This window comes from Methylobacterium sp. 88A (assembly GCF_000376345.1).
In the GTDB taxonomy this organism is placed as follows: Bacteria; Pseudomonadota; Alphaproteobacteria; order Rhizobiales; family Beijerinckiaceae; genus Methylobacterium; species Methylobacterium bullatum.
This window is the reverse complement of sequence record NZ_AQVT01000001.1, coordinates 2,816,934-2,840,395: the sequence shown is the minus strand read 5'-3', so window position 1 is coordinate 2,840,395 and position 23,462 is coordinate 2,816,934. Positions and strand designations below refer to the sequence as shown.

At 67.3% G+C, this 23,462-nt stretch carries 22 protein-coding genes; 14 read left to right on the top strand and 8 right to left on the bottom strand.

Features of this window, described 5'->3' with window-relative positions; translation table 11 throughout:
* Positions 1-82: 82 nt before the first annotated feature.
* The 6 genes from A3OM_RS0113660 to arsH form a co-directional block, all read right to left on the bottom strand.
* Positions 83-1,372, bottom strand: a complete 1,290-nt coding sequence (locus tag A3OM_RS0113660) for a Y-family DNA polymerase (protein ID WP_018044322.1) — start codon at positions 1,370-1,372, stop codon at positions 83-85.
* The gene (locus A3OM_RS0113655; RefSeq protein WP_018044321.1) at positions 1,369-1,797 is read right to left on the bottom strand and encodes a S24 family peptidase; all 429 of its coding nucleotides are present in this window, start codon (positions 1,795-1,797) and stop codon (positions 1,369-1,371) included. Before A3OM_RS0113655 ends, A3OM_RS0113660 begins: the two co-directional genes overlap by 4 nt.
* Before the next feature lie 193 nt (positions 1,798-1,990).
* Positions 1,991-3,994, bottom strand: a complete 2,004-nt coding sequence (locus A3OM_RS0113650) for an AAA family ATPase (RefSeq protein ID WP_018044320.1) — start codon at positions 3,992-3,994, stop codon at positions 1,991-1,993.
* 57 nt (positions 3,995-4,051) lie between these two features.
* Entirely contained in the window at positions 4,052-5,656 is a 1,605-nt protein-coding gene (locus A3OM_RS0113645; protein ID WP_026176012.1) for a DUF2235 domain-containing protein, read from the bottom strand.
* Positions 5,657-5,697: 41 nt separating this feature from the next.
* Positions 5,698-6,276 carry a toll/interleukin-1 receptor domain-containing protein gene (locus tag A3OM_RS0113640; RefSeq protein ID WP_018044318.1) on the bottom strand — a complete coding sequence of 193 codons (579 nt, stop codon included), beginning with the start codon at positions 6,274-6,276 and terminating at the stop codon, positions 5,698-5,700.
* Positions 6,277-7,124: 848 nt separating this feature from the next.
* Complete coding sequence (arsH, locus tag A3OM_RS0113630; RefSeq protein ID WP_018044316.1) at positions 7,125-7,871, bottom strand: arsenical resistance protein ArsH; 747 nt, start codon at positions 7,869-7,871, stop codon at positions 7,125-7,127.
* A 50-nt stretch (positions 7,872-7,921) separates the two neighbouring features.
* On the opposite strand from arsH, the gene A3OM_RS0113625 reads away from it, so the two are divergent.
* The 9 genes from A3OM_RS0113625 (at position 7,922) to A3OM_RS0113585 (ending at position 17,310) form a co-directional block, all read left to right on the top strand.
* On the top strand, positions 7,922-8,281 hold the full coding sequence (locus A3OM_RS0113625; protein WP_026176011.1) for a metalloregulator ArsR/SmtB family transcription factor: 360 nt from the start codon (positions 7,922-7,924) through the stop codon (positions 8,279-8,281).
* Entirely contained in the window at positions 8,274-8,801 is a 528-nt protein-coding gene (locus A3OM_RS0113620; protein WP_018044314.1) for an arsenate reductase ArsC, read from the top strand. The genes A3OM_RS0113625 and A3OM_RS0113620 overlap by 8 nt, the downstream gene beginning before the upstream one ends.
* Positions 8,801-9,226, top strand: coding sequence for an arsenate reductase (glutaredoxin) (gene arsC / locus A3OM_RS0113615; protein ID WP_018044313.1), 426 nt, complete (start codon positions 8,801-8,803; stop codon positions 9,224-9,226). Before A3OM_RS0113620 ends, arsC begins: the two co-directional genes overlap by 1 nt.
* Before the next feature lie 36 nt (positions 9,227-9,262).
* Positions 9,263-10,558, top strand: a complete 1,296-nt coding sequence (locus A3OM_RS0113610) for an arsenic transporter (RefSeq protein ID WP_018044312.1) — start codon at positions 9,263-9,265, stop codon at positions 10,556-10,558.
* Between the two features lie 7 nt (positions 10,559-10,565).
* The gene (locus tag A3OM_RS0113605; protein ID WP_018044311.1) at positions 10,566-11,729 is read left to right on the top strand and encodes an MFS transporter; all 1,164 of its coding nucleotides are present in this window, start codon (positions 10,566-10,568) and stop codon (positions 11,727-11,729) included.
* A 44-nt stretch (positions 11,730-11,773) separates the two neighbouring features.
* A complete protein-coding gene (locus tag A3OM_RS0113600) occupies positions 11,774-12,169 on the top strand; it encodes a hypothetical protein (RefSeq protein WP_018044310.1) in 396 nt (131 codons plus the stop codon).
* 82 nt (positions 12,170-12,251) lie between these two features.
* Complete coding sequence (locus A3OM_RS0113595) at positions 12,252-12,647, top strand: FixH family protein (protein WP_018044309.1); 396 nt, start codon at positions 12,252-12,254, stop codon at positions 12,645-12,647.
* Positions 12,644-14,146, top strand: coding sequence for an efflux RND transporter periplasmic adaptor subunit (locus tag A3OM_RS0113590; RefSeq protein ID WP_018044308.1), 1,503 nt, complete (start codon positions 12,644-12,646; stop codon positions 14,144-14,146). Before A3OM_RS0113595 ends, A3OM_RS0113590 begins: the two co-directional genes overlap by 4 nt.
* Positions 14,143-17,310 carry a CusA/CzcA family heavy metal efflux RND transporter gene (locus tag A3OM_RS0113585; RefSeq protein ID WP_018044307.1) on the top strand — a complete coding sequence of 1,056 codons (3,168 nt, stop codon included), beginning with the start codon at positions 14,143-14,145 and terminating at the stop codon, positions 17,308-17,310. The genes A3OM_RS0113590 and A3OM_RS0113585 overlap by 4 nt, the downstream gene beginning before the upstream one ends.
* Positions 17,311-17,481: 171 nt before the next feature.
* On the opposite strand, the gene A3OM_RS0113580 is transcribed toward A3OM_RS0113585, so the two are convergent.
* Positions 17,482-17,892 (bottom strand): response regulator, encoded by a 411-nt coding sequence (locus A3OM_RS0113580; RefSeq protein WP_051074325.1) that lies wholly within the window; start codon positions 17,890-17,892, stop codon positions 17,482-17,484.
* A 339-nt stretch (positions 17,893-18,231) separates the two neighbouring features.
* Here A3OM_RS0113580 and A3OM_RS0113575 point away from each other — a divergent pair, with 339 nt between their 5' ends.
* Both A3OM_RS0113575 and A3OM_RS0113570 read left to right on the top strand, forming a co-directional pair.
* On the top strand, positions 18,232-18,870 hold the full coding sequence (locus tag A3OM_RS0113575; protein WP_018044305.1) for a 2,3-bisphosphoglycerate-dependent phosphoglycerate mutase: 639 nt from the start codon (positions 18,232-18,234) through the stop codon (positions 18,868-18,870).
* Between the two features lie 183 nt (positions 18,871-19,053).
* The gene (locus A3OM_RS0113570; protein ID WP_018044304.1) at positions 19,054-20,115 is read left to right on the top strand and encodes a putative sulfate exporter family transporter; all 1,062 of its coding nucleotides are present in this window, start codon (positions 19,054-19,056) and stop codon (positions 20,113-20,115) included.
* Between the two features lie 26 nt (positions 20,116-20,141).
* Here the strand turns inward: A3OM_RS0113570 and A3OM_RS0113565 are convergent, their stop codons facing one another.
* Positions 20,142-21,293 (bottom strand): TDT family transporter, encoded by a 1,152-nt coding sequence (locus tag A3OM_RS0113565; RefSeq protein ID WP_018044303.1) that lies wholly within the window; start codon positions 21,291-21,293, stop codon positions 20,142-20,144.
* 214 nt (positions 21,294-21,507) lie between these two features.
* Between A3OM_RS0113565 and A3OM_RS0113560 the strand changes: the two genes are divergently transcribed.
* From A3OM_RS0113560 to A3OM_RS0113550, 3 genes are all read left to right on the top strand, one after another.
* Positions 21,508-21,741, top strand: coding sequence for a hypothetical protein (locus A3OM_RS0113560; protein WP_018044302.1), 234 nt, complete (start codon positions 21,508-21,510; stop codon positions 21,739-21,741).
* A gap of 78 nt (positions 21,742-21,819) precedes the next feature.
* Positions 21,820-21,954, top strand: coding sequence for a hypothetical protein (locus A3OM_RS26595; RefSeq protein ID WP_018044301.1), 135 nt, complete (start codon positions 21,820-21,822; stop codon positions 21,952-21,954).
* 278 nt (positions 21,955-22,232) lie between these two features.
* A complete protein-coding gene (locus A3OM_RS0113550; protein WP_018044300.1) occupies positions 22,233-23,456 on the top strand; it encodes a molybdopterin-dependent oxidoreductase in 1,224 nt (407 codons plus the stop codon).
* Positions 23,457-23,462 lie beyond the last annotated feature (6 nt).

The window sequence follows — 23,462 nt, the reverse complement described above, 5'->3', positions numbered from 1 at the left end:
CATGCGTTTCATCGTTACTATCCTTGAAGCTTCCGCGTGATCGCCTGGCCGGTCCCCGAACGCAAGGGGCGTGAGAAGCTTGTCAGGCCGCGGCGACTATCGGAATCTCGTCGAGGCGGGTCGTGTAACGGGGCGACCGCATCTTGAACTTGGTCGACCATTCGCGGTTCGGGGCGAACCCGGCGGCGCCCGGGACGACGGCGCCTCGTCCGAAGCGGCGATTGCAGGCGTCGAGCGCCTCCATCAGGGCGGCTCCCATCTCGCGGTCGAGTTGGCCCAAGCCCGGCATCGCACGCTGCGATGCGGCCAGCGGCATCAGGTCGGTGGTGACCACCCCGGCCTTGGAATAGCGGAACCCGTCCCGCCTGGTCTTCCGGACGCCGTGGGTGGCGGCCTTCACCAGGGCGAGAGTGTCGCTGGTCGCCTCGGGGAGCGTCACGACGGTCGAGACCGAGCGTTGAGGCCGGTCGCGGTCATGCTCCGAGGTGTGGAAGAAGACCGTCACGTGGTTGGTCGCCAACCCCTCGCGGCGGAGCTTCTCGCCGAGTCTGGAGGCATGGGTGGCGACGGCCTGCTCCATGGTGGCGCGATCCTCGACGCGCTCGGAGAACGACCGGGTGACGGCGCATCCCTTACGGGTGGCGGCTACCGTCTCCAGGTCTAGGCAGGCCATACCCCGCAGCTCGTGGACGAGGCGCTCGCCCACGACTGTCATGGCCTTGCGGGCGACGCGTGGGTCGAAGTCGCGGACATCGGCGGCGCTGTCGCATCCCAGGGCTTCCAGGCGCCGGGCGTTTGCCGGCCCCACACCCCAGATGTCGCCCACCGGGATGCGGATGATCCAGTGGTCGTACTGCTCCGGGTCGGTCAGGTCGCAGACCCCTTCGAGCTCGGGTACCTTCTTGGCGATGTGGTTGGCGAGCTTGGCCAACGTCTTGGTCGACCCGATGCCGACGCAGGTGGGGATGCCCGTCCAGGCCCGTACGGTCGCCCGCATGTCCCTGCATAAGGACGCCCGGTCCTGGTTGCGCACGTCGGAGATGTCGAGAAAACTCTCGTCGATGGAGTAAATCTCGATGCGGGGCGAGAAGTCCCGGTAGACCGCGTTCACCCGGGCCGACATGTCTCCATAAAGGGCGTAGTTCGAGGAGTAGACTTGGACACCCTGCTGCCGGCACATGTCCCGGATCTTGAACCAGGGCTCGCCCATCCGGATGCCGAGCGCCTTGGCCTCGTTGGTCCGGGCAATCGCGCAGCCATCGTTGTTGGACAGCACGATCACCGGCACCTTCGCCAGCCGAGCATCGAAGACCCGCTCGCACGAGCAGTAGAACGAGTTGCCGTCGGAGAGCGCGTAGGCCCGGGCGCTCATTCGCAGCGGCGCTTCGCACAGACGGACCCGGAGACGACGCCCCAGACCTCAATGACAGCGTCGGGGGAGAGTTGGAACTCGGGGAAGCGAGGGTTGGCGAAGTGCAGCGAGATGCGCGGCCCTTGGCGCTTCCAGACCTTGAAGGATCGCTCGCCGTCGATGTCGACAACGACGATGTCGCCGTTGCGCGGGGTGAGCGAGCGGTCGACGACGGCGAGGTCGCCGTCGAACAGGCGGGCTAGGATCATGCTGTCGCCGGCGACCCGGACCAGGAAGGTGGCCGGGCGGTTGACGATCAGTAGGCGCTGGAGGTCGATCTCTTCCTCGATGAAGTCGTCGGCCGGACTCGGGAAGCCGGCCTGGACAGGCTTGGCGAGAAGGGACACCGGCATGGAAAAGCCGATGTTTATGCCAGTGATCTGCATGGTGCTCCTCCAAGAGTCCAGGAACAAAAGCAGAACACGTTTGGCCGGTTCCGTATAGCGGCTACGCTTGGGTGCGAAGCCACAATTCGATGAGGTCCCGCCGATGGTGGAGTGGGGAAAACCCGTCTCCCGCGATAGAGGCGGTTCATGCACCCGCCGTCCGCGAAGGGATGCCACGGACGGTAGGGGTGGACTACGTAGGCAGGGCGCCGTTGATCGCCCGGATCACCTTCTCCGCATTGTCCAGGGTGGCCTCGATGGCGGGGGTCTTTTCGTCCAGAACGGCGGGATTGCGAATAAGCCAGTCCGCCGGCGTGAAGTGATCGAACTCTGGCGTGTCGGGAGGCAGCAGCTTGAAGGCCGCCTCCACCCGCTTGACCAGTCGCACAATACCCCCCGCCTCCTTGTCGAGCTTGGCGGTCGTCAGCACACCGCGGCCCTTCAGGCCGTAGGCTCCGTTGACAATGGCGAGGTAGACTTCCGGGTCGAAGATGTCCTCGACATCCCCCTCTGGCAGGCCGAGCACGTCGGGGTAGTTCATGATGCGGTTCTCGGGGATCGCACCTGCGGCCCGGAGTTGCTCCAGCTTGCGCTTGTCGCCCTGAGCCCTGTCGGACATCACCGCGATGTGCAGCTTCGCGCCCTTGAACAGCGAGACGAACGACTGGATCTTGTCGAGGCCGCCGGCCGGGCAGATCGTCCAGCGCGGATCGAGCGCGATACGCTTGCGGCGCTTCAACTGGGCCGAGAGCGCATTGAGGAAGACGAGGTCGCCGGGCCCCTCGACCAGCAAGGTGTGCTTGCCGATAAACAGGGCCTGGGTCACGTCGTAGCCCAGCGCCGCCTGGAGCGGGAACAGCGTGTCCGGATCGGTCGCCAGGACGTCATCGCGCACCTTGGTGCCCTTCGTCGTCGGGAAGCCGTTCGGCCGCTGTTCGATCTGGTCCTCGACGATGCGCGAGAGCGTCAGGTCGTCGGGTGGAACCATGAACGGCGAATGGGTCGAGAACACCACCTGGTGGTGGGGCACCAGCTTGTCGCCGAAGTACCTCAACAGGTCGGCCTGGGCCTTTCCGTGAAGGGTCAGCCCTGGCTCGTCGAGCAGGAGCACCAGGCTGCCGCCCTGCTTGCTGACCTGGGCGAACTTCACCAGGAACGAGAAGAACCAGATGAAACCGGCGCTCCGCTCCGAGAAGGGGACCGAGACGCGATGCAGGATGTTTTTGACGCGGGCGCGCGCGATCACGCCCTCGTCAAACGGCGCGGGGTCGTTCGGCTCCGCCTTTGTGACCCTGACCTCGATCTCCAGGAACGGGTTCTGGGTCCAGTATTCCCGCAGTTGGTCGGTGATCGCGTTCGACGCGGATTCGCATTTCGCGTTCAGCGACTCGTAGGTCTTCGACTCGCGGATCTCCTCGACCGAGGTCCCGGCGAACTCCAGGAAATCGAGGAAAACCAGCTCGGGGACTTCGAGAGGCTCGCTCGACCTATGCGGGCGGCGACCAAATCGATGGACGCCGCCATCCTCGTCCCTCTCGATGTCGTCGACGCGGATCTGGCCGGCCATGCGGTCGTAGTGCGAGAAGTACATGAAGCTTGGGCAGGCCGAGCGAACGTGGCTCGCAATAGCGTTGAGCACCGATTTGCCTGGCAAGGCTTCCAGGGCATCCAGTAGCGCCTGTTGGGCTGCGGATATTTCCTCCAGGCCCTCCAGGGCCTTCCGGACCGCTGCCGCCGAACCGGAGGCCGCAAAGGCGCGTCGCTCATCCTCGGTTAGCCCATGCCTGTCGGTGAGGAAGGCCATGCAGGCGGCCTCGTCGAGGTGCACGGTCACTCCGATCCCGCCACCGTAGCGCCGGCTGAGGGTCACCTGGGACGACGCGAGGCAGCCGGGCCCGAAAGATGCGGCGAGGTCGTTCATCTCGGCGTCGGACAAGGTCCACCGGGTCGCGATGACCATGGCGTCGTCGTCCGCGTGACGCCTCTCGTATTCGTTCAGGTAACGCCGCGGGTAGTCCCGCTCACGGTCGAACGTGATAGGCGTCGACGCATGAGGTTTCAGGCCGGCGAGCGCGTGAAGCAGTGCCGTCTTGCCTGCCTCGTTCTTGCCGACGAGGCAGGCCATGTCGCCGAGGGTGATCTCGCCGGAATCCTCGACGCTGCGAAAATTCGTGACCCTGAAACTGTCGAGCTTCATCCGAGACCTCGTTGTCCGGTCGGCCTCGGCGGAGGCCTGCATGTGAAAGGATGATGGTTAGGGCGTGCCCGGAGCCGAAGCCTGCGCGGGTGCAGGGGCGGCCGGAGATCCGTCGTTGAAATCCCCGTGGGTGGCCAGCGCCTCCGGTCGGTAGGGGCCCCTGCCGGTGCATTGCGTCACCTCGGCCAACCGGAAGCGCCGGTAGACGGTCTCATGGACAGGCGCCCCGGGCGGCACGTAGCGTGGCTTCACCGCCCAGCCCAGCCTGCCGGCCAATGGCAGGAGCCAGCCGGGGACGATGCCCGCGATGGTGTCGCGCATCCCGGCGACCTCGCAGTGCTGCATGCCGTCGAAGGCCGGGTGCAGGTGCAATCGCCCGGTACCCGTCTTGCCCGGTTCCATCCCGTCGACCAGGAGCGGATACGGAATGGTCGTGGCCTCCTCGACCATCCAGTCCAGCGCGATGTCGGAGAGCCGGCTTTCGACCTCGGGATAACTCCCGCCCACGTCGGAATGGTTGCCTGCGAACCACATCTGGATCAGCGGATCGGGCTCGTCGCCGACCCTTTGGCGAATGGCGTCCTTCTTCGCCCATTCGACACGGGGGAAGTCGGCGCGGGTCTCGTCGATTGCCAGGGCGTGCCGACCGTAGCCGACGTGGCCGCTGAGGAACCTGTCGTAGTTCCCGGACCGCCATTGCGCGAGGTTGAAGCGCGTCTTGCCGTTGACGGGGGAGTTCACGATGAACTTGATGGTGGTAGGAAGCCAGCGCCACAGGACGAAAGCCGCGCCGAGGATCGCGACGACCGCGAACGGCTTCCAGAACCCCGTATGGAATGCAAGGTCGAGCACGACCGACGGCCCGGCGGCGAGCACGGCGGCCAGCGCGAACAGCCCTGCCGCGAGGCCCCAACGCCGTACGCCGACCGATCCGAGGGATGCGACGGTGTCGAACACGCCTACGAAATGAGGAGCCACGTTCGACCTCAGGTCGTCGCCTGACCCGTATCGGTGCCGGAACCGACGCGCCAGCTCCTGGCGCTCCCGGTCGTAGTCGCCCCGAGGGGACCCGGCGCCATACTCGTAGACTCCCATCACCGCCTCGTTGGCGATGTCGCGGGTCGTCTTCCGAAACCGTGGAAGGTAACTGCCGGGGGGTAGTGCCTCGGCCGGCGGCGGGAGCGCGTGCTTCCGGCCTGGAAGCTTCTCCTTCATCCATTGGCCAACCGCCGCCCAAAGGCTTGGGGCCTTGCACTCGCCCCCGGGCGCAATCGTCGGGACGCCACACAGGAAGAGCACGTTTGCCACGCAACGGGCCGTGTAGGCTCCTCGGCTGAAGCCCACGAGGAAGATACGGTCGCCCGGCTCGTAGTGGTCGATGATGAAGGCGTAGCAGTCGGCGATGTTCTTCGTGATGCCGAGGCCCGTCACCGAGGACAGGAGCTTCTGCAGCCTTCGGTAGGCGCTCAGCAACCCGGTGGCTGAGCCGTCGGTCCCCAACCCGGGGTCGTAGAACGCCACCTGATCCTTCGGGTCGATGCCGCTGTCCGGGCCAACCCGGCAGACGCGATAGAGTTTGTAGACGTTGCTGAGGCGCTGCTCCTCGCGCAGCCCGCCCTCCTGGCCGGTCCCGTCCGAAAAGACGACAATGTTCTTCGGCATGCCCATTCCGACCCCACGGGCCGCCCCCCGAATTATATGGTTCAACCGGAAACCCGACTTCGCGTCGGCGGACCGTCCTTGGTCCGCTTCGGGCCCGTGGCCCCCTTCATCCGTCGAGCGCCGGCGGTCTTGGCGTTCCCTGTGGATGCCTTGCTCCTGGCCGCCCTGGCAGGCCTCGCTTTGGCATCCTCGGCCAGCGAGGCGCGCACCGTCCTGACCGCCCCGCGGATGCCCTGGGTCACGTCGTGAAAAGCCTCGTCCGCGGTTCGCCAGTTGCTCACCACCCGGCCGTCTCGCGGCAACACCTTTAGCGCCGAAGCGCCGGTATCCTTCCAGTCGCAATGGCGGAGCACGACGACCACCACACGCATTGCGCCCCTGGCCCGGCGGCCCATCGCACGGCGGTACTCCAGTTGGCACCAGTGGCTGTGGATGTACTCGGGGCTCATCAACGCCACGAAGACGTGGGCCTCCCGAAGCTTACGGGAGATCTTGCTGTTCAGTGCGTCACCGGCTTCCATGTCGCCATCGAACCAGGTCTCGACCTCGTCGCGCTTCAGTTGCGCCAGGTGGACCTGCAGCTTTGCCTGCTGTGCTGAGTTCGCGTGGCTGTAGGACACGAAGATCCGAACCGTTGGCTTCTTCGTCTTCGCCTTTGGTGCGCTCGGCTTTGGCGGACTGGAGGCGCACGCGACCGCCGCCCCTTTCGTCTTGGGTGGTGTAGCCTTCCTGGCCCCTGGCCCGGATTTCGTGCGCAATGAGCCCCCCAGGCGGCGGCCAAGTTCAGGAATAATGTCGTCTGAACACGTTTTGTTCCAGTCGTCCTGCGCTCATCCTGCGCTGTGGATCTCTCCCGCTCCGAGCTTGCGGGATTTGGGCCCGCGATGCGATCACCGCCGCCTCAAGAAGCGCTCACACGATGAAAATCAGGGACCGCCACCCTCGACTCTGACCCCTGGAGCGCCGCGAAAAGCGATATCGAACGCATACTCGTCGAAACCCACCAGGAGTTCGGTACCCGCCAACTCGAAGCTAACGTGGGCTACATAGACCGGGCGATTGGCATGGTCGCCGACGCATCAGATACACCTTCGTCGAAAGCCAGGCCCAACCTCGGTCCCGAAACGCGTTCCCTCCACGTTGCACTCGCGACCGGACGGAAGGGAGGGCCGTCCCATGTCCTGTACTATCGGGTGCAGGGGGACGGGCATGGGCACGCTGAGGTCGTCATCCTCCGAGTGCTGCCCGACAGAATGGAGCCGCGTCTCAGGCTGGCCGTCGATCTCGACCTGACCGATGATGAGGACGACACACCCCAACCGGGGATGTGACGGCCGGAGGCAGCGAGATCATCCGCCGATCTTGCCTTCGGATGCCATCCTGAACCGAATATCGCTGTGACGTCGAAGGGCTGTCTAACGCAACTCGCGGCCACTCGGCTTTGATCCAACACCCCACGGGCAGTGGTTCAGCGCTTGACGAACCCGATGTCGACGGCGACGGCCTTGAGGCGCTCAGGCTCTCGCTCTTTCCGTTCGGAGTAGCGGTCAACGAGATAGGAGGAGCGCTCGCGGGTCAGGAGCGTGAACCTGACCAATTCCTCGCAGACGTCGACCACCCGATCGTAGAGCGGCCCAGGCCTCATCCGGCCGGCCTCGTCAAATTCCTTATAGGCCATCGGGACCGAAGACTGGTTCGGGATGGTGATCATCCGCATCCAGCGCCCGAGCACACGCAGGCCGTTGACCGCGTTGAAGGACTGCGAGCCGCCCGAGACCTGCATCACGGCCAGGGTCCGGCCCTGCGTCGGGCGCACCGACCCTTCCGACAGGGGGAGCCAGTCGATCTGGCTCTTGATCACCCCGGTCATGGCGCCGTGGCGCTCGGGGCTGACCCAGACGTGGCCCTCGGACCAGATCGAGAGGTTCCGGAGTTCCTCGACCTTGGGGTGATCGGCCGTGGCGTCGTCGGGCAGCGGCAGGCCGTGCGCGTCGTAGATCCGCACCTCGCCTCCCATCGCCTCCAGGAGACGCGCGGCCTCGTAGGCCAGGAAGCGGCTGAAGGAACGCTCCCGGAGCGAGCCGTACAGGATCAGGAAGCGTGGGGCGTGGGTGAACGGTGCCTGCACCTGAAGGTCGGTCGCCGCCGGGACCACGAAGTGCTCCTCGCTGAGGTTGGGCAATCCATCGGCGAAAGGCTGTTGGGGCTTGTCCAAGACGCTTCGTTCCTTTACGTTTCAACGATGGTTGAGATATTGACATCATGATGGACGAACGGCAAGCCGTCGCCGCCTTCGCGGCCCTTGGGCAGGAGCATCGCCTACGCATCGTGCGCCAGCTCGTCACCGCCGGCCCTGAAGGCATGGCGGCCGGCATGCTGGCCGAGGCGGTCGGCGTCTCGGGCACCAACCTGTCATTTCACCTGAAGGAGCTCAGCCATGCCGGGCTGGTCACCTCGCGGCGCGAGGGACGCTCGATCATCTACAGCGCCGCCTACCCGGACCTGTCCGAGCTCATCCAATTTCTGATGCGCGATTGCTGCCAAGGGCGACCCGAGGTCTGCGCCCCCGCCGTCGCCGCGCTCGCCGCCTGCTGCCTGCCCACCGGAGACACCGCTCATGCCTGACCGCGTCTACAACGTCCTGTTCCTCTGCACCGGTAACTCCGCTCGCTCGATCCTGGCGGAGGCCATGCTCAACAAGGAGGGCCAGGGTCGTTTCCGGGCCTTTTCCGCCGGCAGCCAGCCGAAGGCGGACGTGAACCCGCTCGCCGTTCAGGTTCTGCGCGAGACGGAGTACCCGACCGAGGGGCTGCGCTCGAAGTCGTGGGACGCGTTCGCCGGCCCCGACGCGCCGGTCATGGATTTCGTCTTCACGGTCTGTGACAACGCCGCCGGCGAGGCTTGCCCCTACTGGCCCGGCCAGCCGGTGACGGCGCACTGGGGCATCGAGGACCCTGCAGCCGTCGAAGGCAGCGACATGCAGCGCAAGGCGGCGTTCATCACCGCCCAACGCTACCTGAAGAACCGGATCGGAGCCTTCGTCGCTCTGCCGCTCGACAGCCTTAGTGGCGTGGCGCTCTCGTCCAAGGTGCGCGAGATCGGCCAGCGGGCCGGCGCCACCTCGCCCCGCCCGGAGGTCGCGTGATGGACGTCGTCATCTACCACAACCCGGATTGCGGCACGTCCCGCAACACCCTGGCCCTGATCCGCAACGCCGGCATCGAGCCGCATGTGGTCGAGTACCTCAAGACGCCACCGAACCGGATCCTGGTGCGCCAACTCGCCGACAGGGCTGGCGTCACCGTCCGCGCTCTGCTCCGCGAGAAGGTCACGCCCTACGCCGAACTCGGGCTCTCGGACCCGAGCCTGACGGACGACCAGCTTCTCGACGCCATCGCCGAGCACCCGATCCTGCTGAACCGCCCCCTGGTGGTGAGCCCGAAGGGCGTTGCCCTGTGCCGGCCCTCCGAGGCGGTCCTCGACCTCCTCCCGGCCCAGCAGGGCGAGTTCGTGAAGGAAGACGGCGAGCGCGTCGTCGACGAGCACGGGCGCCGCGTCGCCACCGCCTGATCCGCTCCACGTACACAAGAACAAGAAACGGTCCCGATGCTCGCCCTTGCCATCTTCGTGGTCACCCTCGTCTTCGTCATCTGGCAGCCGAAGGGGCTCGGCATCGGGTGGAGCGCCCTCATCGGGGCCGCCGTGGCGCTGGCCACCGGGGTCATCAGCCCCGGCGACATCCCGGTGGTCTGGCACATCGTCTGGGACGCGACCTTCACCTTCGTGGCGCTGATCATCATCTCGCTGCTCCTCGACGAAGCCGGCTTCTTCCATTGGGCGGCGCTCCACATCGCCCGCTGGGGCGGCGGCCGGGGACGCCTGCTCTTCCCGCTGCTCATCCTCCTGGGTGCAGCCATCGCGGCGGTGTTCGCCAATGACGGGGCGGCCCTCCTGCTCACCCCCATTGTGCTCGCCATCCTGCTCCGGCTGAACTTCAAGCCGGCGGCCGCGCTGGCCTTCATTGTTGCCTGCGGGTTCGTGGCAGACTCGACGAGCCTGCCGCTGGTGATCTCGAACCTCGTCAACATCGTCTCGGCGAACTTCTTCGACATCTCCTTTAGCCGCTACGCGGCCGTGATGGTGCCGGTGAACCTGGTCTCGTTGGCAGCGACCCTGGTGGTGCTGTGGCTGTTCTACCGGCGCGACCTTCCGGCCACGTACCCGGTAGCCGAGCTCGAAGCGCCGCGCCACGCGATCAAGGACCCGCTGGTCTTCCGGGCGGCCTTCCCGCTCCTCGGTCTGCTTCTGGTCGCCTACTTTGTGACCGCACCGTTCGGCGTGCCGGTCTCGGTGGTCACCTGTGCCGGCGCACTGATCCTCCTGGCGCTGGCCAACCGCAGCCGCGTCATCCCCATTCGCAAGGTCCTGACCGGCGCCCCCTGGCAGATCGTGCTGTTCAGCCTCGGCATGTACCTCGTGGTCTACGGCCTGAAGAATGCCGGGCTGACCGGCTACCTGGCGCAGGGGCTCGTATGGCTCTCGGGCTTTGGCCCGTTCGTCGCCACCATCGGGACCGGGTTCGCCGCCGCCATCCTGTCCTCGGTCATGAACAACATGCCGAGCGTGCTGGTGGGTGCACTCTCAATCCAGCAGGCCCCAAATCTCTCACCCCTGACGCGCGAGCTCATGATCTACGCCAACGTCATCGGCTGCGACCTCGGCCCGAAATTCACCCCCATCGGGAGCCTGGCGACCCTGCTCTGGCTCCACGTCCTCGACACCAAGGGCCAGCACATCACGTGGGGCCAGTACATGCGGGTGGGTCTGGTCATCACGCCGCCGGTGCTCCTCGTCACCCTGGCGGCCCTTACAGTGTGGCTACCCGTTCTTGGGGCGCGGTAGCGAACCGATGACCCCGGCGCGCCGCTGGCCCGTGATCTCGGCCCTGGGCGTGATCCAGATCCTGACCTGGGGCTCCTCGTTTTATCTCCTGTCGGTTCTGGCCGCGCCGATGTCGAAGGATACGGGATGGCCCCTCGGCTGGGTCATCGGAGGGCTGTCCCTCGGCCTCCTCGTCGCGGGCTTGGTCTCGCCACGGGTCGGAGCGTTCATCGGGGAGCACGGCGGTAGGCCCGTTCTGGCCTTCGCGGCCGTGGTCCTTGCCTTGGGCCTCGGCGTCCTCGGCCTCGCGCCGAACCTGCCGACCTACCTGGTGGGCTGGCTCCTCGTCGGGCTCGGCATGGGCACCGGCCTGTACGATCCGGCCTTTGCCACGCTTGGTCGGCTCTACGGCGCCGAGGCAAGACCCGCCATCACGACCCTGACCCTGTGGGGCGGCTTCGCCAGCACGGTGTGCTGGCCGCTCTCGGCCTTCCTGATCGAACGGGTAGGCTGGCGCGGCACCTGCCTCGCCTATGCCGGGCTGCACCTGGCGGTCACGCTTCCCCTCGTCCTGCTCGTCATCCCGCACCCCCCTGCCCACGGGCCAGCACGTTCCGAGGGCCCGGTCTCGGCCGTCCGGCTCGATGCACGCGAGCGGCGTGCCTTCCTCCTCATGGCGGGGGTCCTGACCCTCGGCGGCACCGTAATGGCCATGGTCTCGGTGCACCTCATTACCCTTCTCCAGGCCCGTGGCGTGGCGCTGACCTCGGCCGTCGCATACGGCGCGCTGATCGGCCCGTCACAGGTGGGGGCGCGCATCGTCGAGATGGCCGGGAAGGGCCGGCATCACCCTCTATGGACCCTCACCGCGGCGATGGTCCTCGTCGCCATCGGGGTCGCGATGCTGGCGGCTGGTCTGCCCGTGGTGGGGCTGTCGCTGGTCCTCTACGGCGCCGGCAACGGGATCTATTCCATCGCCCGCGGGACGGTGCCCCTCGCGCTGTTCGGTCCCGAGCGCTACGCCCCGCTCGTTGGCCGGCTCGCCCGTCCGGGGCTGGTGGCGCAGGCGCTTGCGCCCTCCCTCGGGGCGGTCGTGCTGACGCAGGCGGGCGCCGATGCGACCTACGCCCTCTTGACCGTGCTCGCCCTCGCGAACGTCGCGCTCGCCGTATCCCTCTGGCGCGTCCGGTAGTCACCTCCCTTCCTCACCGCTCCGCGATGTGGCATCGTCCGTCCGTGACCTTCTGGCTCGCCCTTCGGCGGCTGCTTCCGCTCCTTGCGGTCCTCAGCCTCGCCCTTGCGCCGGTGACCGCATCCGCGGCCGCCGCGGGCATGCATGCGCCGATGGCCGCTCAGGGCCACGCCATGGCGATGCCCGACGAGGCCATGGACGACATGGCCGGGATGGCCATGGACGAGATGCCGTGCTGCCCCAAGGAGCGGCCGGACATGCCCGACTGCTCGAAGGGCTGCCCCCTGATGGCACTCTGCCTGGCGAAGGTCGCCACCGGCCTGCCCGGCGCCTTAGGGTTGCCGGGACGCGTCGCCGTCGTCGAGGGGACTGCGTGGGCCGTCACCGCCTCCTTCGACAGCGTCTCGCAAGGGCCACCCTCCGAGCCTCCCCGAGCCTGAACCCGATGCCGTCGGCGCCTGCGCCGGCACGGTGACGCGCGTCCGCGCGTGGCCATCCATCGCGTTCAGGAGACCCCACATCGTGACCAAGACATCGTTTTCGCGCGCCCTCACGGTTGCGCTGCTCGGCCTCGCCCTCACCGCCGCGGCCCGGGCCGACACCAAGGACTACGAGTTCCAGCTGGTGAAGGACGAAGCCAAGCAGGGCGAGGCCATCCTCGACGTCCGCCTCGTCGACAAGCGCACGTCCAAGCCCGTGCCGAACGCCGTCATCTTCGCCAAGCGCATCGATATGGCGCCCGACAGCATGGAGGAGATGACCTCCAAGATCGAGCAACTGCCCTCGCCGGAGCCGGGCCTCTACCGGTTCAAGGCGAAGCTGACGATGGCCGGCGGCTGGCGCCTCTCGCTCGGGGCCAAGGTCCAAGGCGAGACCGGCACCGTCGAGAACAAGCTGGTGTTCAAGGCCACCAAGTGAGCCGGACGGCATGGCTGGCCGGGACCCTCGCCGCGCTCGCGGCGGGGGGGCTGGGCTATGGCGCGGGGCATGAGGGCAGCCCCGTGCCGGCGCTCGTCCAGCAGGCGCGGACCGGGTTCGCCCATTGGCTGCCGGGTGCACGGCCGGCCTCCCCGATGCCCGCGCAGGCTCCGATCAAGGCGACGGGTTCGGTGGTCTACTACCGAGACCCGGACGGGAAGCCGGACTACGCCTCCGAACCCAAACAGACGGCGGACGGTCGCGACTACCGCGCCGTCCACGCCAGCGAGGACGTGCGCTTCGACGAACCCGAAGAGGCGGAAGCCATGCCTGACGCCGGCCACGGCGACATGGCCATGGCTCAGGCCAAGACGCCCGCGAGCGCCCGCAAGGTGCGCTTCTACCGCAACCCGATGGGCCTTCCGGACACTTCGCCGATTCCGAAAAAGGACTCGATGGGGATGGACTACCTCCCCGTCTACGAGGGCGAGGACACCGACGACGGCACCGTGACCCTCTCGCCCGGCAAGGTCCAGCGAACCGGCGTCCGGACGGAGGTCGCTGCACGGCGCGTCCTATCCATGCCGGTGCGGGCTCCTGGAACCATCGAGGAGGACGAGCGCCGGATCTCGGTCATCGCGATGCGCACCGACGCCTTCATTGAGAAGGTCGAGGCCGTCACCACCGGCGACCACGTCCACAAGGGCCAGCCGCTCATGCGCCTGTTCTCGCCCGAGATGAACGCGGCCGCCGCGCAGTACCTCACCGGCATCGGCTACGAGGGCGCCCGGCGCCGACTGGAGAACCTCGGCATCCCGCCCGAGGCCATCGACGAGATCGAGCGATCCCGAAAAGTGCCGGCGACCATCACGTGGTCGGCGCCACGCGACGGCGTCGTGGTCGAGCGCAACGTCTCCGACGGCATGCGCGCCAAGTCCGGCGACACCCTGTTCAAGCTCGTCGACCATACCCGGGTATGGGTGCTCGTCGACGTGACCGAACGCGACCTGGCGTCCGTGGCGGAGGGCCAAACGGCGACCGTGCGTGCCCGGACGTTTCCCGACCGGACCTTCACTGGCACGGTGACGCGGATCTATCCGCACCTCGCCATGGGGACCCGGACGGCCCGCCTGCGCATCGAGTTGCCGAACCTCAACGGCGACCTGCGGCCCGGGATGTACGGCGACGTCGAGATCGCGACCGGGAACGCCAAGCCCGTGGTCGCCGTCCCCGACGACGCCGTCATCGACACCGGAACCAGGCAGGTCGTCCTGCTCGACAAGGGCGAGGGCCGCTTCGAGCCGCGCCCGGTCAAGCTCGGTGCCCGCGGCGACGGCTACGTCGAAGTCCGGGAGGGCATCGCGGCAGGCGACCGGGTGGTGACCGCCGCCAACTTCCTCATCGACGCCGAGAGCAACCTCAAGGCGGCGCTGCAGGGTCTCTCCGAGCCGAAGGTAGAACCAGGTCCGCAGGCGGCGGCCGATGGGAGGGCGCCATGATCGCCCGGCTCATCGGCTGGTCGGCCCGGAATCTGGTTCTGGTGTTGATCGGGACGGTGTTCGCGGTGGGGGCCGGGCTCTACGCCCTGAGGACCCTGCCGCTCGACGCGATCCCGGACCTCTCGGACGTCCAGACCATCGTCTACACCGAGTACCCCGGGCAGGCGCCACAGGTCATCGAGGACCAGGTCACCTACCCGCTGACTACCGCCATGCTGACGGTGCCCCGGTCGAAGGTCGTGCGCGGCTTCTCGTTCTTCGGGGTCTCGTTCGTCTACGTCATCTTCGAGGACGGCACCGACCCATACTGGGCCCGGAGCCGGGTGCTCGAATACCTAAACACCGTGGCCAAGCGCCTGCCGGCGGGGGTGACCCCGACGCTGGGACCGGACGCGACCGGGGTCGGCTGGGTCTACCAGTACGTCGTGGTCGCCAAAGAGCGCACGCTGGCCGAGCTCCGCTCGCTCCAGGACTGGGTCGTGCGCTTCGGGGCCTCTCGTGCCGAAGGCGTGGCCGAGGTCGCAGGCGTCGGCGGCTTCGTCAAACAGTACAACGTGGTCGTCGACCCGAGCCGGTTGCGGGCGCAGGGCATCACCCTGGCGAAGCTCCGGGACGCGATCCGGGCGAGCAACGCCGACGTAGGCGGCCGCACCGTCGAGCTCTCCGAGTTCGAGTTCGTCGTCCGTGGCCGCGGGTACCTCAAGAGCATCGCCGACATCGAGAGCATCGTCCTGAAGACAGAGGCGGGCACGCCCCTGCGGGTGAAGGACGTCGCCCGGGTCGAGCTCGGTCCCGACGAGCGCCGCGGCATCACCGAGATGAACGGGGAGGGCGAGGTCGCCGGCGGCATCATCCTCCAGCGCTTCGGGGCCAACGCCCTCGACGTTATCGCGAGTGCCAAGGCGCGCCTCGCCGAGGTCGCCGCGAGCCTGCCCAAGGGCACCGAGATCCTGCCTGTCTACGACCGGTCGCACCTCATCGAGGCGGCCATCGAGACGCTCAAGGGGACCCTGATCGAGGAGAGCGCCATCGTCGCCCTCGTCTGCGTCGTGTTCCTGCTCCACGTCCGCAGTGCGCTGGTCGCGATCCTGATGCTGCCGGTCGGCATCCTAATGGCGTTCGCGGGCATGAAGGCGCTGGGCTTGGGCGCCAACATCATGAGCCTGGGCGGCATCGCCATCGCGGTCGGCGCCATGATCGACGCCGCCATCGTCATGATCGAGAACGCCCACAAGCACCTGGAGCGGGCGGACCCTGGCAAGCCCCGGGTCCAGGTCCTGATAGAGGCCGCCTCCGAGGTCGGTCCCTCGCTGTTCTTCTCGCTCCTCATCATCACGGTCAGCTTCCTGCCCATCTTCACCCTGGAAAGCCAGGAAGGGCGTCTGTTCGGGCCGCTGGCCTTCACCAAGACGTTCGCGATGGCGGCGGCGGCGGTGCTGTCGGTGACGCTGGTTCCGGCGCTGATGGTGCTGTTCGTGCGCGGCCGCATCGTGCCCGAGCACCGCAACCCGGTGAACCGGCTCCTGATCTGGTTCTACCGTCCCATCATCGCAGGGGTCCTGCGGGCGCGGGTGCTGACCATCCTGATCGCGCTGGGCGTTCTCGGCGCCTCGGTCTGGCCGGCCCTGCAACTCGGGTCCGAGTTCATGCCCGATCTCGACGAGGGCACCCTGATGTACATGCCGACCACCCTGCCGGGCATCTCGGTGACCAAGGCCGGCGAGCTTTTAGGGAGACAGGACACCATCCTGAAGAGCTTCCCGGAAGTCCTGTCCGTCTACGGCAAGGCCGGACGGGCCGCGACCGCGACGGACCCGGCGCCCTCCGAGATGTTCGAGACCATCGTCAACCTGAAGCCGAAGGCGGAGTGGCGCCCGGGCGTGACGCTGGCGAGCCTCAAAGCCGAGATGGATGCCGCGCTCCAGTTCCCCGGTGTCTCCAATGCCTGGACCCAGCCGATCCGCGCCCGCATCGACATGCTCGCCACCGGCATCCGGACCCCCGTCGGCATCAAGGTGCTCGGAACCGACCTCGCCGAGATGGAGAAGGTCGCCCGCCGGGTCGAGGCGGTGGTGAAGGCGGTGCCGGGCACGTCGAGCGCCTATGCCGAGCGCGTCCAGGGCGGGTACTTCCTCGACATCACGCCCGACCGGGAGGTTCTGGGCCGCTACGGCCTATCGGTCGGGGACGTGCAGGACGTGATCGCCATGGCGCTCGGCGGCGAGAGCGTCACCAACACGGTCGAGGGCCGCGAGCGCTACACCGTCAACGTGCGCTACCCGCGCGCCTTCCGGTCGAGCCCACAATCCATCGCGACCGAGGTGCAGGTGCCCATCGCGGGCGGAGGCACGGTCCCCTTGGGCGAAGTCGCCAAGGTGGCACTGACCCGGGGGCCGACCCAGATCCGGACCGAGAACGGGCAACTCGCGGTCTTCATCTACGTCGATGTCTCGGGACGGGACCTTGGCGGCTACGTGGCCGATGCACGGGCGGCTGTTACCGGCGAGGTGAGCCTGCCACCCGGGACCACCCTCCAGTGGAGCGGGCAGGTCGAGTACCTCGACCGCGCCACGGCCCGGCTCAAGATCGTGGTGCCCCTGACCCTCCTGACCGTGTTCCTGCTGCTCTACCTCAACTTTCGCCGGCTGACTGAAACCCTCATCGTGATGCTGTCGCTGCCCTTCGCACTGGTGGGCGGCGTCTGGCTGATGTGGTGGTTGGGCTTCAACCTATCGGTCGCCGTGGCCGTGGGCTTCATCGCGCTCGCCGGGGTCGCCGCCGAGACCGGGGTGATCATGCTGGTCTACCTCGACCATGCGCTGGCCGAGATCCGGACGGAGTGCGAGCGGGATGGGCGCGCCCTATCGCGAAATGACCTGAGGCGGGCGATCATGGTCGGCGCGGTCGAGCGGGTGCGGCCCAAGATGATGACCGTGGTCGCCATCATAGCCGGGCTGTTGCCCATCCTGTGGAGCACCGGCTCGGGCTCCGAGGTCATGCAGCGCATCGCGGTGCCGATGATCGGCGGCATGGTGTCGTCGACCGTCCTGACCCTCGTCGTGATCCCGGCGGTATACGGGCTGGTGAAGGGATGGGGACTGCCGAGATCCGACATGCAGCCGGAACCCGTCGAGGGGCACACGATGCCCTTGGCCGCGGAATGACAACGAGGACGAGACCATGCTGGTGGTCGACGACGAGCCGACGGTTAGGCATGTTGGTCTCCGACATTCTCGAAGACCTCGCCTAACCCGACATCGAGGGTCGCTCGCATCCGGTCGATGATCGAGGAGAGCCGGTAGGAGGCATGGGGCTCCGGCCAACCGATCCCGGGCTTACCTCCGAAGGGGCCCGGGGTGCTTCTCCGACGGCATCGTCTCGCGCACGTGGTGCCGGACCAAGGAGGGGCTGAACGGCTTCCCGATGAACGTCGCCCCATCGGGCAGGTCCCCGGGTTCAGGTCGCACATTGCCGGAGGCGACCACGATGGCGATGTGGGGCCACGTCACGGCCGTCCGCCGCGCCAGGTCGAAGCCGTTGTCCGGCCCGGGCATCTGCACGTCCGTGAACAGCAGCTGCACCTTGCCATGGTGCTCGTCGAGCACCCGCGTCGCCTGGGCGACGTCCATCGCCTCAAGAACCACGAAACCGGCATCCTCCAGGATGTCGGACACATCCATCAGGATGAGGGCGTCGTCGTCGACCACGAGGACATGGGGGGCATCGGCGGGGTCAGGCAGGGGCATGGATACCAAAGGCCGGCCTGGCCGGTAGGTTGCCGCATAACATAGGTTTCTTTTGCGCCATCGGAGCATGGTTGCCTAGCGCCGTTTCCGTAGGTCCCGTGGATGCGGGCCCCTAGTGGTTGAAATCTGACGCTTGGTACCCATTCGCGAGGTCAGCTTGGGGTGGGAAGCAGCTTGGCTGCTTTCAGTCGCGAGACGTTCTTAAGCGGACCTAGGATGACCCGCCGACTCCGGATGAACGGTCCAACCCATCGCATGGTCGAAGTTCGTTGAAGTCGGATGCCGACATCATCAGAGGCGATGCGACCGGCACGAAAGTGCTCTGCCTCGGGAGACAGCGTGATTCACGATTGCAAAGCCCCGGTCACGCGACATCTCGTGCTGGTCCGGCATGGCCAGAGCGTAGCCAACCGATCCGGCCTGTTCACGGGATTGCTGGACTCGCCCTTGACCGAGCAGGGCCGGATGGAAGCCGAGGCAGCCGGGCGGCGTTTGGCCGAGCGCAGCTGGCGCTTTTCCGCAGCCTTCACCTCGACGCTGACGCGGGCGATCGTGAGCGGCCGGCTTATTCTCGATGCGCTCGGGCAACCCGGATTGGTCCCCCAACGCTTCGCCGCGCTCGACGAGCGAGACTACGGCGACCTCAGCGGGCTCGACAAGATCGCCGCCGATGCGCGCTGGGGGGCGGAGCGGATCGAGACCTGGCGCCGCTCCTACGCCGAGGCGCCGCCGAACGGTGAGAGCCTGCGCGATACCGTCGCCCGCATCGTCCCATGCTACCTCCGAACCATCCAGCCGGCGGTTATGGGCGGAGACGTGCTCGTCGTCGCCCACGGCAATTGCCTGCGGGCGCTTGTCATGGCGCTTGAAGACCTGAGCCCCGCGGAGGTCGAGCACCTTGAACTCGCGACGGGCTCCGTCAGGATCTATGAGCTTGCTGCGGACACGACGATCAAGGCCCGCTGGATCGACGGGTGAATCCGCCTGTCGGCCCTCCACAATGGGTCTCCGCAAACTCTGAAGGGGTCCTGCTTTCATCTATTTCAGTGATGGCAAGCATCTAATCATTCCGTTGGAGTGAATGAACGGGCCCTGGGATCCTCCGGCATCACATCGGAGCCATCCATGTCCGCGCCCAGACTTTTCTCCCACCCTCGATCGATGCACGCCTTGGCCGGCACGAGAGCCATCCTTCCGGGACTGGGCCTCTGCGTGGCGGTCACCGCCGCAGCGGTCGGCTTCGAGGCCGTCGAGGCGCATCTGTTCGGTCGCGCTTGGCTCGAAGCCCTGGTACTGGCGATCCTGCTCGGGAGCGCGATTCGCACCGCCTGGACCCCGTCGCAGCGTTTCTTTCCCGGCATCGCCTTCGGGGCCAAGACCGTGCTGGAGATCGCGGTCGTCCTGCTCGGGGCGTCGCTCAGCCTCGCGACGATCCTCGCCGCCGGACCGGGCCTGCTCTTCGGCATTGCGGGCGTCGTCGCGGTGGCGATCCTGTCGAGTTACGGCATCGGCCGAGCGCTCGGGCTGCATCCGCGCATGGCGATCCTCGTGGCCTGCGGGAACTCGATCTGCGGCAACTCGGCGATCGCGGCCACGGCACCGGTGATCGGCGCCGACGGCGAGGACGTCGCCGCCTCCATCGCCTTCACCGCGGTGCTGGGCGTGCTGGTGGTGCTCGGCCTACCGCTGCTGGTGCCGCTGCTCGGTCTGTCGCCGATGCAGTACGGCGTGCTCGCCGGCCTCACCGTCTACGCTGTTCCGCAAGTCCTCGCCGCCACCGCGCCGGTCGCGGCGCTCAGCGTCCAGGTCGGAACCCTGGTGAAGCTCGTCCGGGTGCTGATGCTAGGCCCGGTCGTCCTGATGCTCTCGCTCGGCGCAAGCCGGCTGCGCGAGGAGACCGACGAGGCCGCCCCCGGCGTCACCGCTGGCGACCGCCCTGCTCGCGCCGGCCTCGCGATCCACCGCTTGGTGCCGTGGTTCATCCTCGCCTTCCTGGCGCTCGCGGGCCTTCGCTCGGCCGGGCTGGTTCCGCAGGTCGCGCTCGCGCCGATGTCGGAGACCGCCAATCTGCTCACCGTGGTCTCGATGGCGGCGCTCGGCCTCGGGGTCGATGTGCGCAGCGTCGCCAAGGCCGGGGCGCGGGTGACCCTGGCGGTGGTCGCCTCGCTCGTCGCACTCGGCGCCGTCAGCCTCGGTCTGATCCGCGTGCTGGGCCTCGCTTGAACCGATCGGATGCGCCCGAGGCCCGGTCAGGCCCCGGCGAGGCAGGGCGAGACGAAGAGCTCCCCGCGATAGGCCCCGCGCAACGTGCGCACGGACACGATCAGCCAGAGTAGGGTCAGCAGGCCGACGAGGCCCGCTCCGAGCCAGGCGAACCCGCTGAGTGCCGTCACTTCGCCGATCCGCAGGGTGGCCAGGGCATAGACGCCGAGCGGGAAGATGTAGCCCCACCAGCCGAGGTTGAACGGAACGCCGGCGCGTAGGTAGCGCACGGTGACGGCGAGCGAGAGCAGAAACCACCAGGCGCCGTAGCCCCAGAGGATCAGCGCGCCGATCAGGCCCGTGATCCTGAGGATCTCGGGCGCGCCGGCAAAACCGCCTGCCGCGAGGATCGGGCCACCGGCCTGCCCCAGCACGAGCAGGCCGAGCGCCCCGGTTCCGAGCGGACCGAGGGAGAGCCAGCTCGATGCGGCCATCTCACGCGGTGGCAAGTTGTGCAGCGCCATGCGCAGCACCAGGATCGCCAGGATGCTCAGCGCCAGCGGGACCGAGACGCCCCAGAGCACGAAGCTCGTGACGATGACGGCGAGTTGTTGGCTCTCGCCGCTCAAGGCTGGAGCGAGCAGGCCACCGGAGACGGCGACGACCTCGGCTGTCACCACTGGCAGCAGCCATACGGCCGTCATCTGGTCGATGCGGTGCTCCTGACGGGTGAACATCAGGTAGGGGATCGCGACAGCACAGATCAGAGCGAGCGCCACGTCGAACCACCACAGTGGCAGTGCGATTCGGACGGTCTCTGCGCCGAGATAGGGCGGACCGAATATCAGCAGCCCGTTCAGCAGCGTCGCCAGTGCCATCGGGATCGCCCCGAAGAACATCGACACCGTCGAGTGTCCGAAGATCCGTCGGGCGCCATCGAAGTAGAAGATCCAGCGCGCGCCGTAGACTAGGCAGAAGGTGGCGAAAAGCACGACGGAGGCGAGCCAGAGCCCGAGCGGCACAGGGGCCAGCAGGGCATGCGTCTCCGGCAGACGGTCGAGGGCCAAGGCGACCACGCCAGTGCCCATCACCACGGTGAACCAGTTCGGCGTGAATTGTCGGATCACGTCCCGCGGATGCTGGAGGCGCGAGAGCGGCTTTAGGCCTGTGCTGATCGCCAGCAGACTGGATTCGGACACGGGGCGCTCTTGGGCTTCGGAGGGTCAACGCACCGGCTCTAGCACGACCCCGCATCGCGCGCCGCCGCGATAAACATCAACTCGCAAGCGGCGCTTAATCATCAAAACAATCGATTAAAACTAGCTAATCAAACCATTAGTATGAATGGTTGTCGGCCGCTACCTTCTTGTCATCACGAACCGACGTGACGACCCGACCAGAAGGATATCGACCATGACCCGTACGATCGCTGCCGTCGCCCTCGCCGCCTCCGCCCTCGTCGGCATGACGGGCCTCTCGCAGGCCCAGGGCCTCCGCGCTCCGCAGGTCCGCTTCATCACCAGCCCATCCGCACCGATCTACGGCGACGCCGATGGCGCCAACGCCAAGAACCCGGCACTCCCGGCCTACGCCCGTGGCCGCGGCCAGGAGACCGGCGGCCCGGCGCGGGAACTGATCGGTCGCTGACAGCGCCCCCTTGGCCGCCGGGCATCCGTCCGGCGGCACGTGAAGCCTTCGAACACCCGAATGACAGGGAGATCCATCATGACCCGACCCACCTTCGAGACCACTGACGAGGCCCGGCAGGGCGAGACCAGCGGTCATATGCGCTGGGTCCTGTTCTGGACGGTCGCCCTGACTGTCGCCGCCGTCGGCACCGCCTGGCTGACGATCATCTGATCCGGCCGCCCGCCATTGATCGGAGATCGGAAATCTTCGGATGATCGCAATCGGAGATCGTTCAGATCTCTAACGATCATTGGGTGGAATAATCATCTCGCTGTAGCATCTCGTTCACGGAGAGGACGCCTCTTTGCCGGGATGACATGGATCGACGACCCGAGTTTCCGGCGGCGAGACCGAACCGTCCCGACCGACGCCAATGCCGTCCGCCGACGGCGACACCGAGATCCAGCGACCGGCCGACGCGGCCCAACAAACGATTCCAGGGAGACATCATGCGCCATCTGCACGAACCGTTGAACCGCCGCCTCGTCCTGGGTGGCCTAGGGGTCGGCAGCCTCGCCGCCGCCATGCCGGCCTGGGCCGCGGGCTCGGTGAAGCTTCCGCTGCCCGGCGGCCCGGACGAGCGGGCGCTGACCACCGCCTTTCCGGGCAAGGCCGAGATGATCCTTCAACGCACCCATCCGCCGCTGCTGGAGACGCCGTTCTCGGTGTTCGACGAGGGCGTGTTCACCCCTAACGACCGCTTCTACGTCCGTTGGCACTGGGCCTCGATCCCGACCGAAGTCGATGCCGGCACCTTCCGTCTTAAGGTCCACGGCCACGTCGATAAGGAACTCTCGCTCTCGCTCGACGCCATCGCCGGCCTGCCGCGCTTCGAGATCGCCGCGGTGAACCAGTGCTCGGGCAATTCACGCGGGCTGTTCGAGCCGCGGGTGCCCGGCGCGCAATGGGCCAACGGCTCGATGGGCAACGCCCGCTGGACCGGGGTACGCCTCAAGGACGTGCTCGAACGCGCTGGGGTGAAGTCCGGCGCCGTGCAGGTGCGCTTCAACGGCCTCGACGAGCCCGTGGTCGACGACGCGCCGGACTTCAAGAAGTCGCTCGATCTCGACCACGCCAACAATGGTGAGGTGATGATCGCCTACGCGATGAACGGCGAGCAGCTCCCGCTGCTCAACGGTTTCCCGCTCCGCCTCGTGGTGCCGGGCTGGTATTCGACCTACTGGGTCAAGATGCTGTCCGACATCGAGGTGCTGGACAAGCCCGACGACGGGTACTGGATGAAGACCGCCTACCGCATCCCGGACGTGCCGGGCGCCAACATCAAGCCCGGCCAGACCGGCTTCAAGACGGTGCCGATCAACAGGATGGTGCCGCGCTCCTTCGTCACCAACCTGACCGACGGCGCCAAGGTGGCGGCCGGAACGCCGGTGGCCCTTCGCGGCATCGCTTTCGGCGGCGATTGCGGGGTAAAGGCGGTCGACTTCTCCGGAGACGGCGGGGCGACGTGGTTTCCGGCGCAACTCGGCGCGGACGAGGGCCCCTACAGCTTCCGCCGCTTCGACGGCAGCCTGCCGGCGCTGGCCGCCGGCACCCATGCGGTTAAGGTCCGCTGCACCAATACCAACGGCGTCGCCCAGGGCATGGACCAGGTCTGGAACGCCAACGGCTTCATGCAGAACGGCATAGAGACCGTGTCCTTCCAGGCCGCTTGAGGAGAC

What these genes read in the sequence shown, in the direction of transcription:
- A3OM_RS0113660 (WP_018044322.1), bottom strand. Translation starts at nt 1,372, where the DNA reads ATGAGCGCCCGGGCCTACGCGCTCTCCGACGGCAACTCGTTCTACTGC.
- A3OM_RS0113655 (WP_018044321.1), bottom strand. Translation starts at nt 1,797, where the DNA reads ATGCAGATCACTGGCATAAACATCGGCTTTTCCATGCCGGTGTCCCTT.
- A3OM_RS0113650 (WP_018044320.1), bottom strand. Translation starts at nt 3,994, where the DNA reads ATGAAGCTCGACAGTTTCAGGGTCACGAATTTTCGCAGCGTCGAGGAT.
- A3OM_RS0113645 (WP_026176012.1), bottom strand. Translation starts at nt 5,656, where the DNA reads ATGCCGAAGAACATTGTCGTCTTTTCGGACGGGACCGGCCAGGAGGGC.
- A3OM_RS0113625 (WP_026176011.1), top strand. Translation starts at nt 7,922, where the DNA reads ATGGACGAACGGCAAGCCGTCGCCGCCTTCGCGGCCCTTGGGCAGGAG.
- A3OM_RS0113620 (WP_018044314.1), top strand. Translation starts at nt 8,274, where the DNA reads ATGCCTGACCGCGTCTACAACGTCCTGTTCCTCTGCACCGGTAACTCC.
- arsC (WP_018044313.1), top strand. Translation starts at nt 8,801, where the DNA reads ATGGACGTCGTCATCTACCACAACCCGGATTGCGGCACGTCCCGCAAC.
- A3OM_RS0113610 (WP_018044312.1), top strand. Translation starts at nt 9,263, where the DNA reads ATGCTCGCCCTTGCCATCTTCGTGGTCACCCTCGTCTTCGTCATCTGG.
- A3OM_RS0113605 (WP_018044311.1), top strand. Translation starts at nt 10,566, where the DNA reads ATGACCCCGGCGCGCCGCTGGCCCGTGATCTCGGCCCTGGGCGTGATC.
- A3OM_RS0113585 (WP_018044307.1), top strand. Translation starts at nt 14,143, where the DNA reads ATGATCGCCCGGCTCATCGGCTGGTCGGCCCGGAATCTGGTTCTGGTG.
- A3OM_RS0113580 (WP_051074325.1), bottom strand. Translation starts at nt 17,892, where the DNA reads ATGCCCCTGCCTGACCCCGCCGATGCCCCCCATGTCCTCGTGGTCGAC.
- A3OM_RS0113570 (WP_018044304.1), top strand. Translation starts at nt 19,054, where the DNA reads ATGCACGCCTTGGCCGGCACGAGAGCCATCCTTCCGGGACTGGGCCTC.
- A3OM_RS0113560 (WP_018044302.1), top strand. Translation starts at nt 21,508, where the DNA reads ATGACCCGTACGATCGCTGCCGTCGCCCTCGCCGCCTCCGCCCTCGTC.
- A3OM_RS26595 (WP_018044301.1), top strand. Translation starts at nt 21,820, where the DNA reads ATGACCCGACCCACCTTCGAGACCACTGACGAGGCCCGGCAGGGCGAG.
- A3OM_RS0113550 (WP_018044300.1), top strand. Translation starts at nt 22,233, where the DNA reads ATGCGCCATCTGCACGAACCGTTGAACCGCCGCCTCGTCCTGGGTGGC.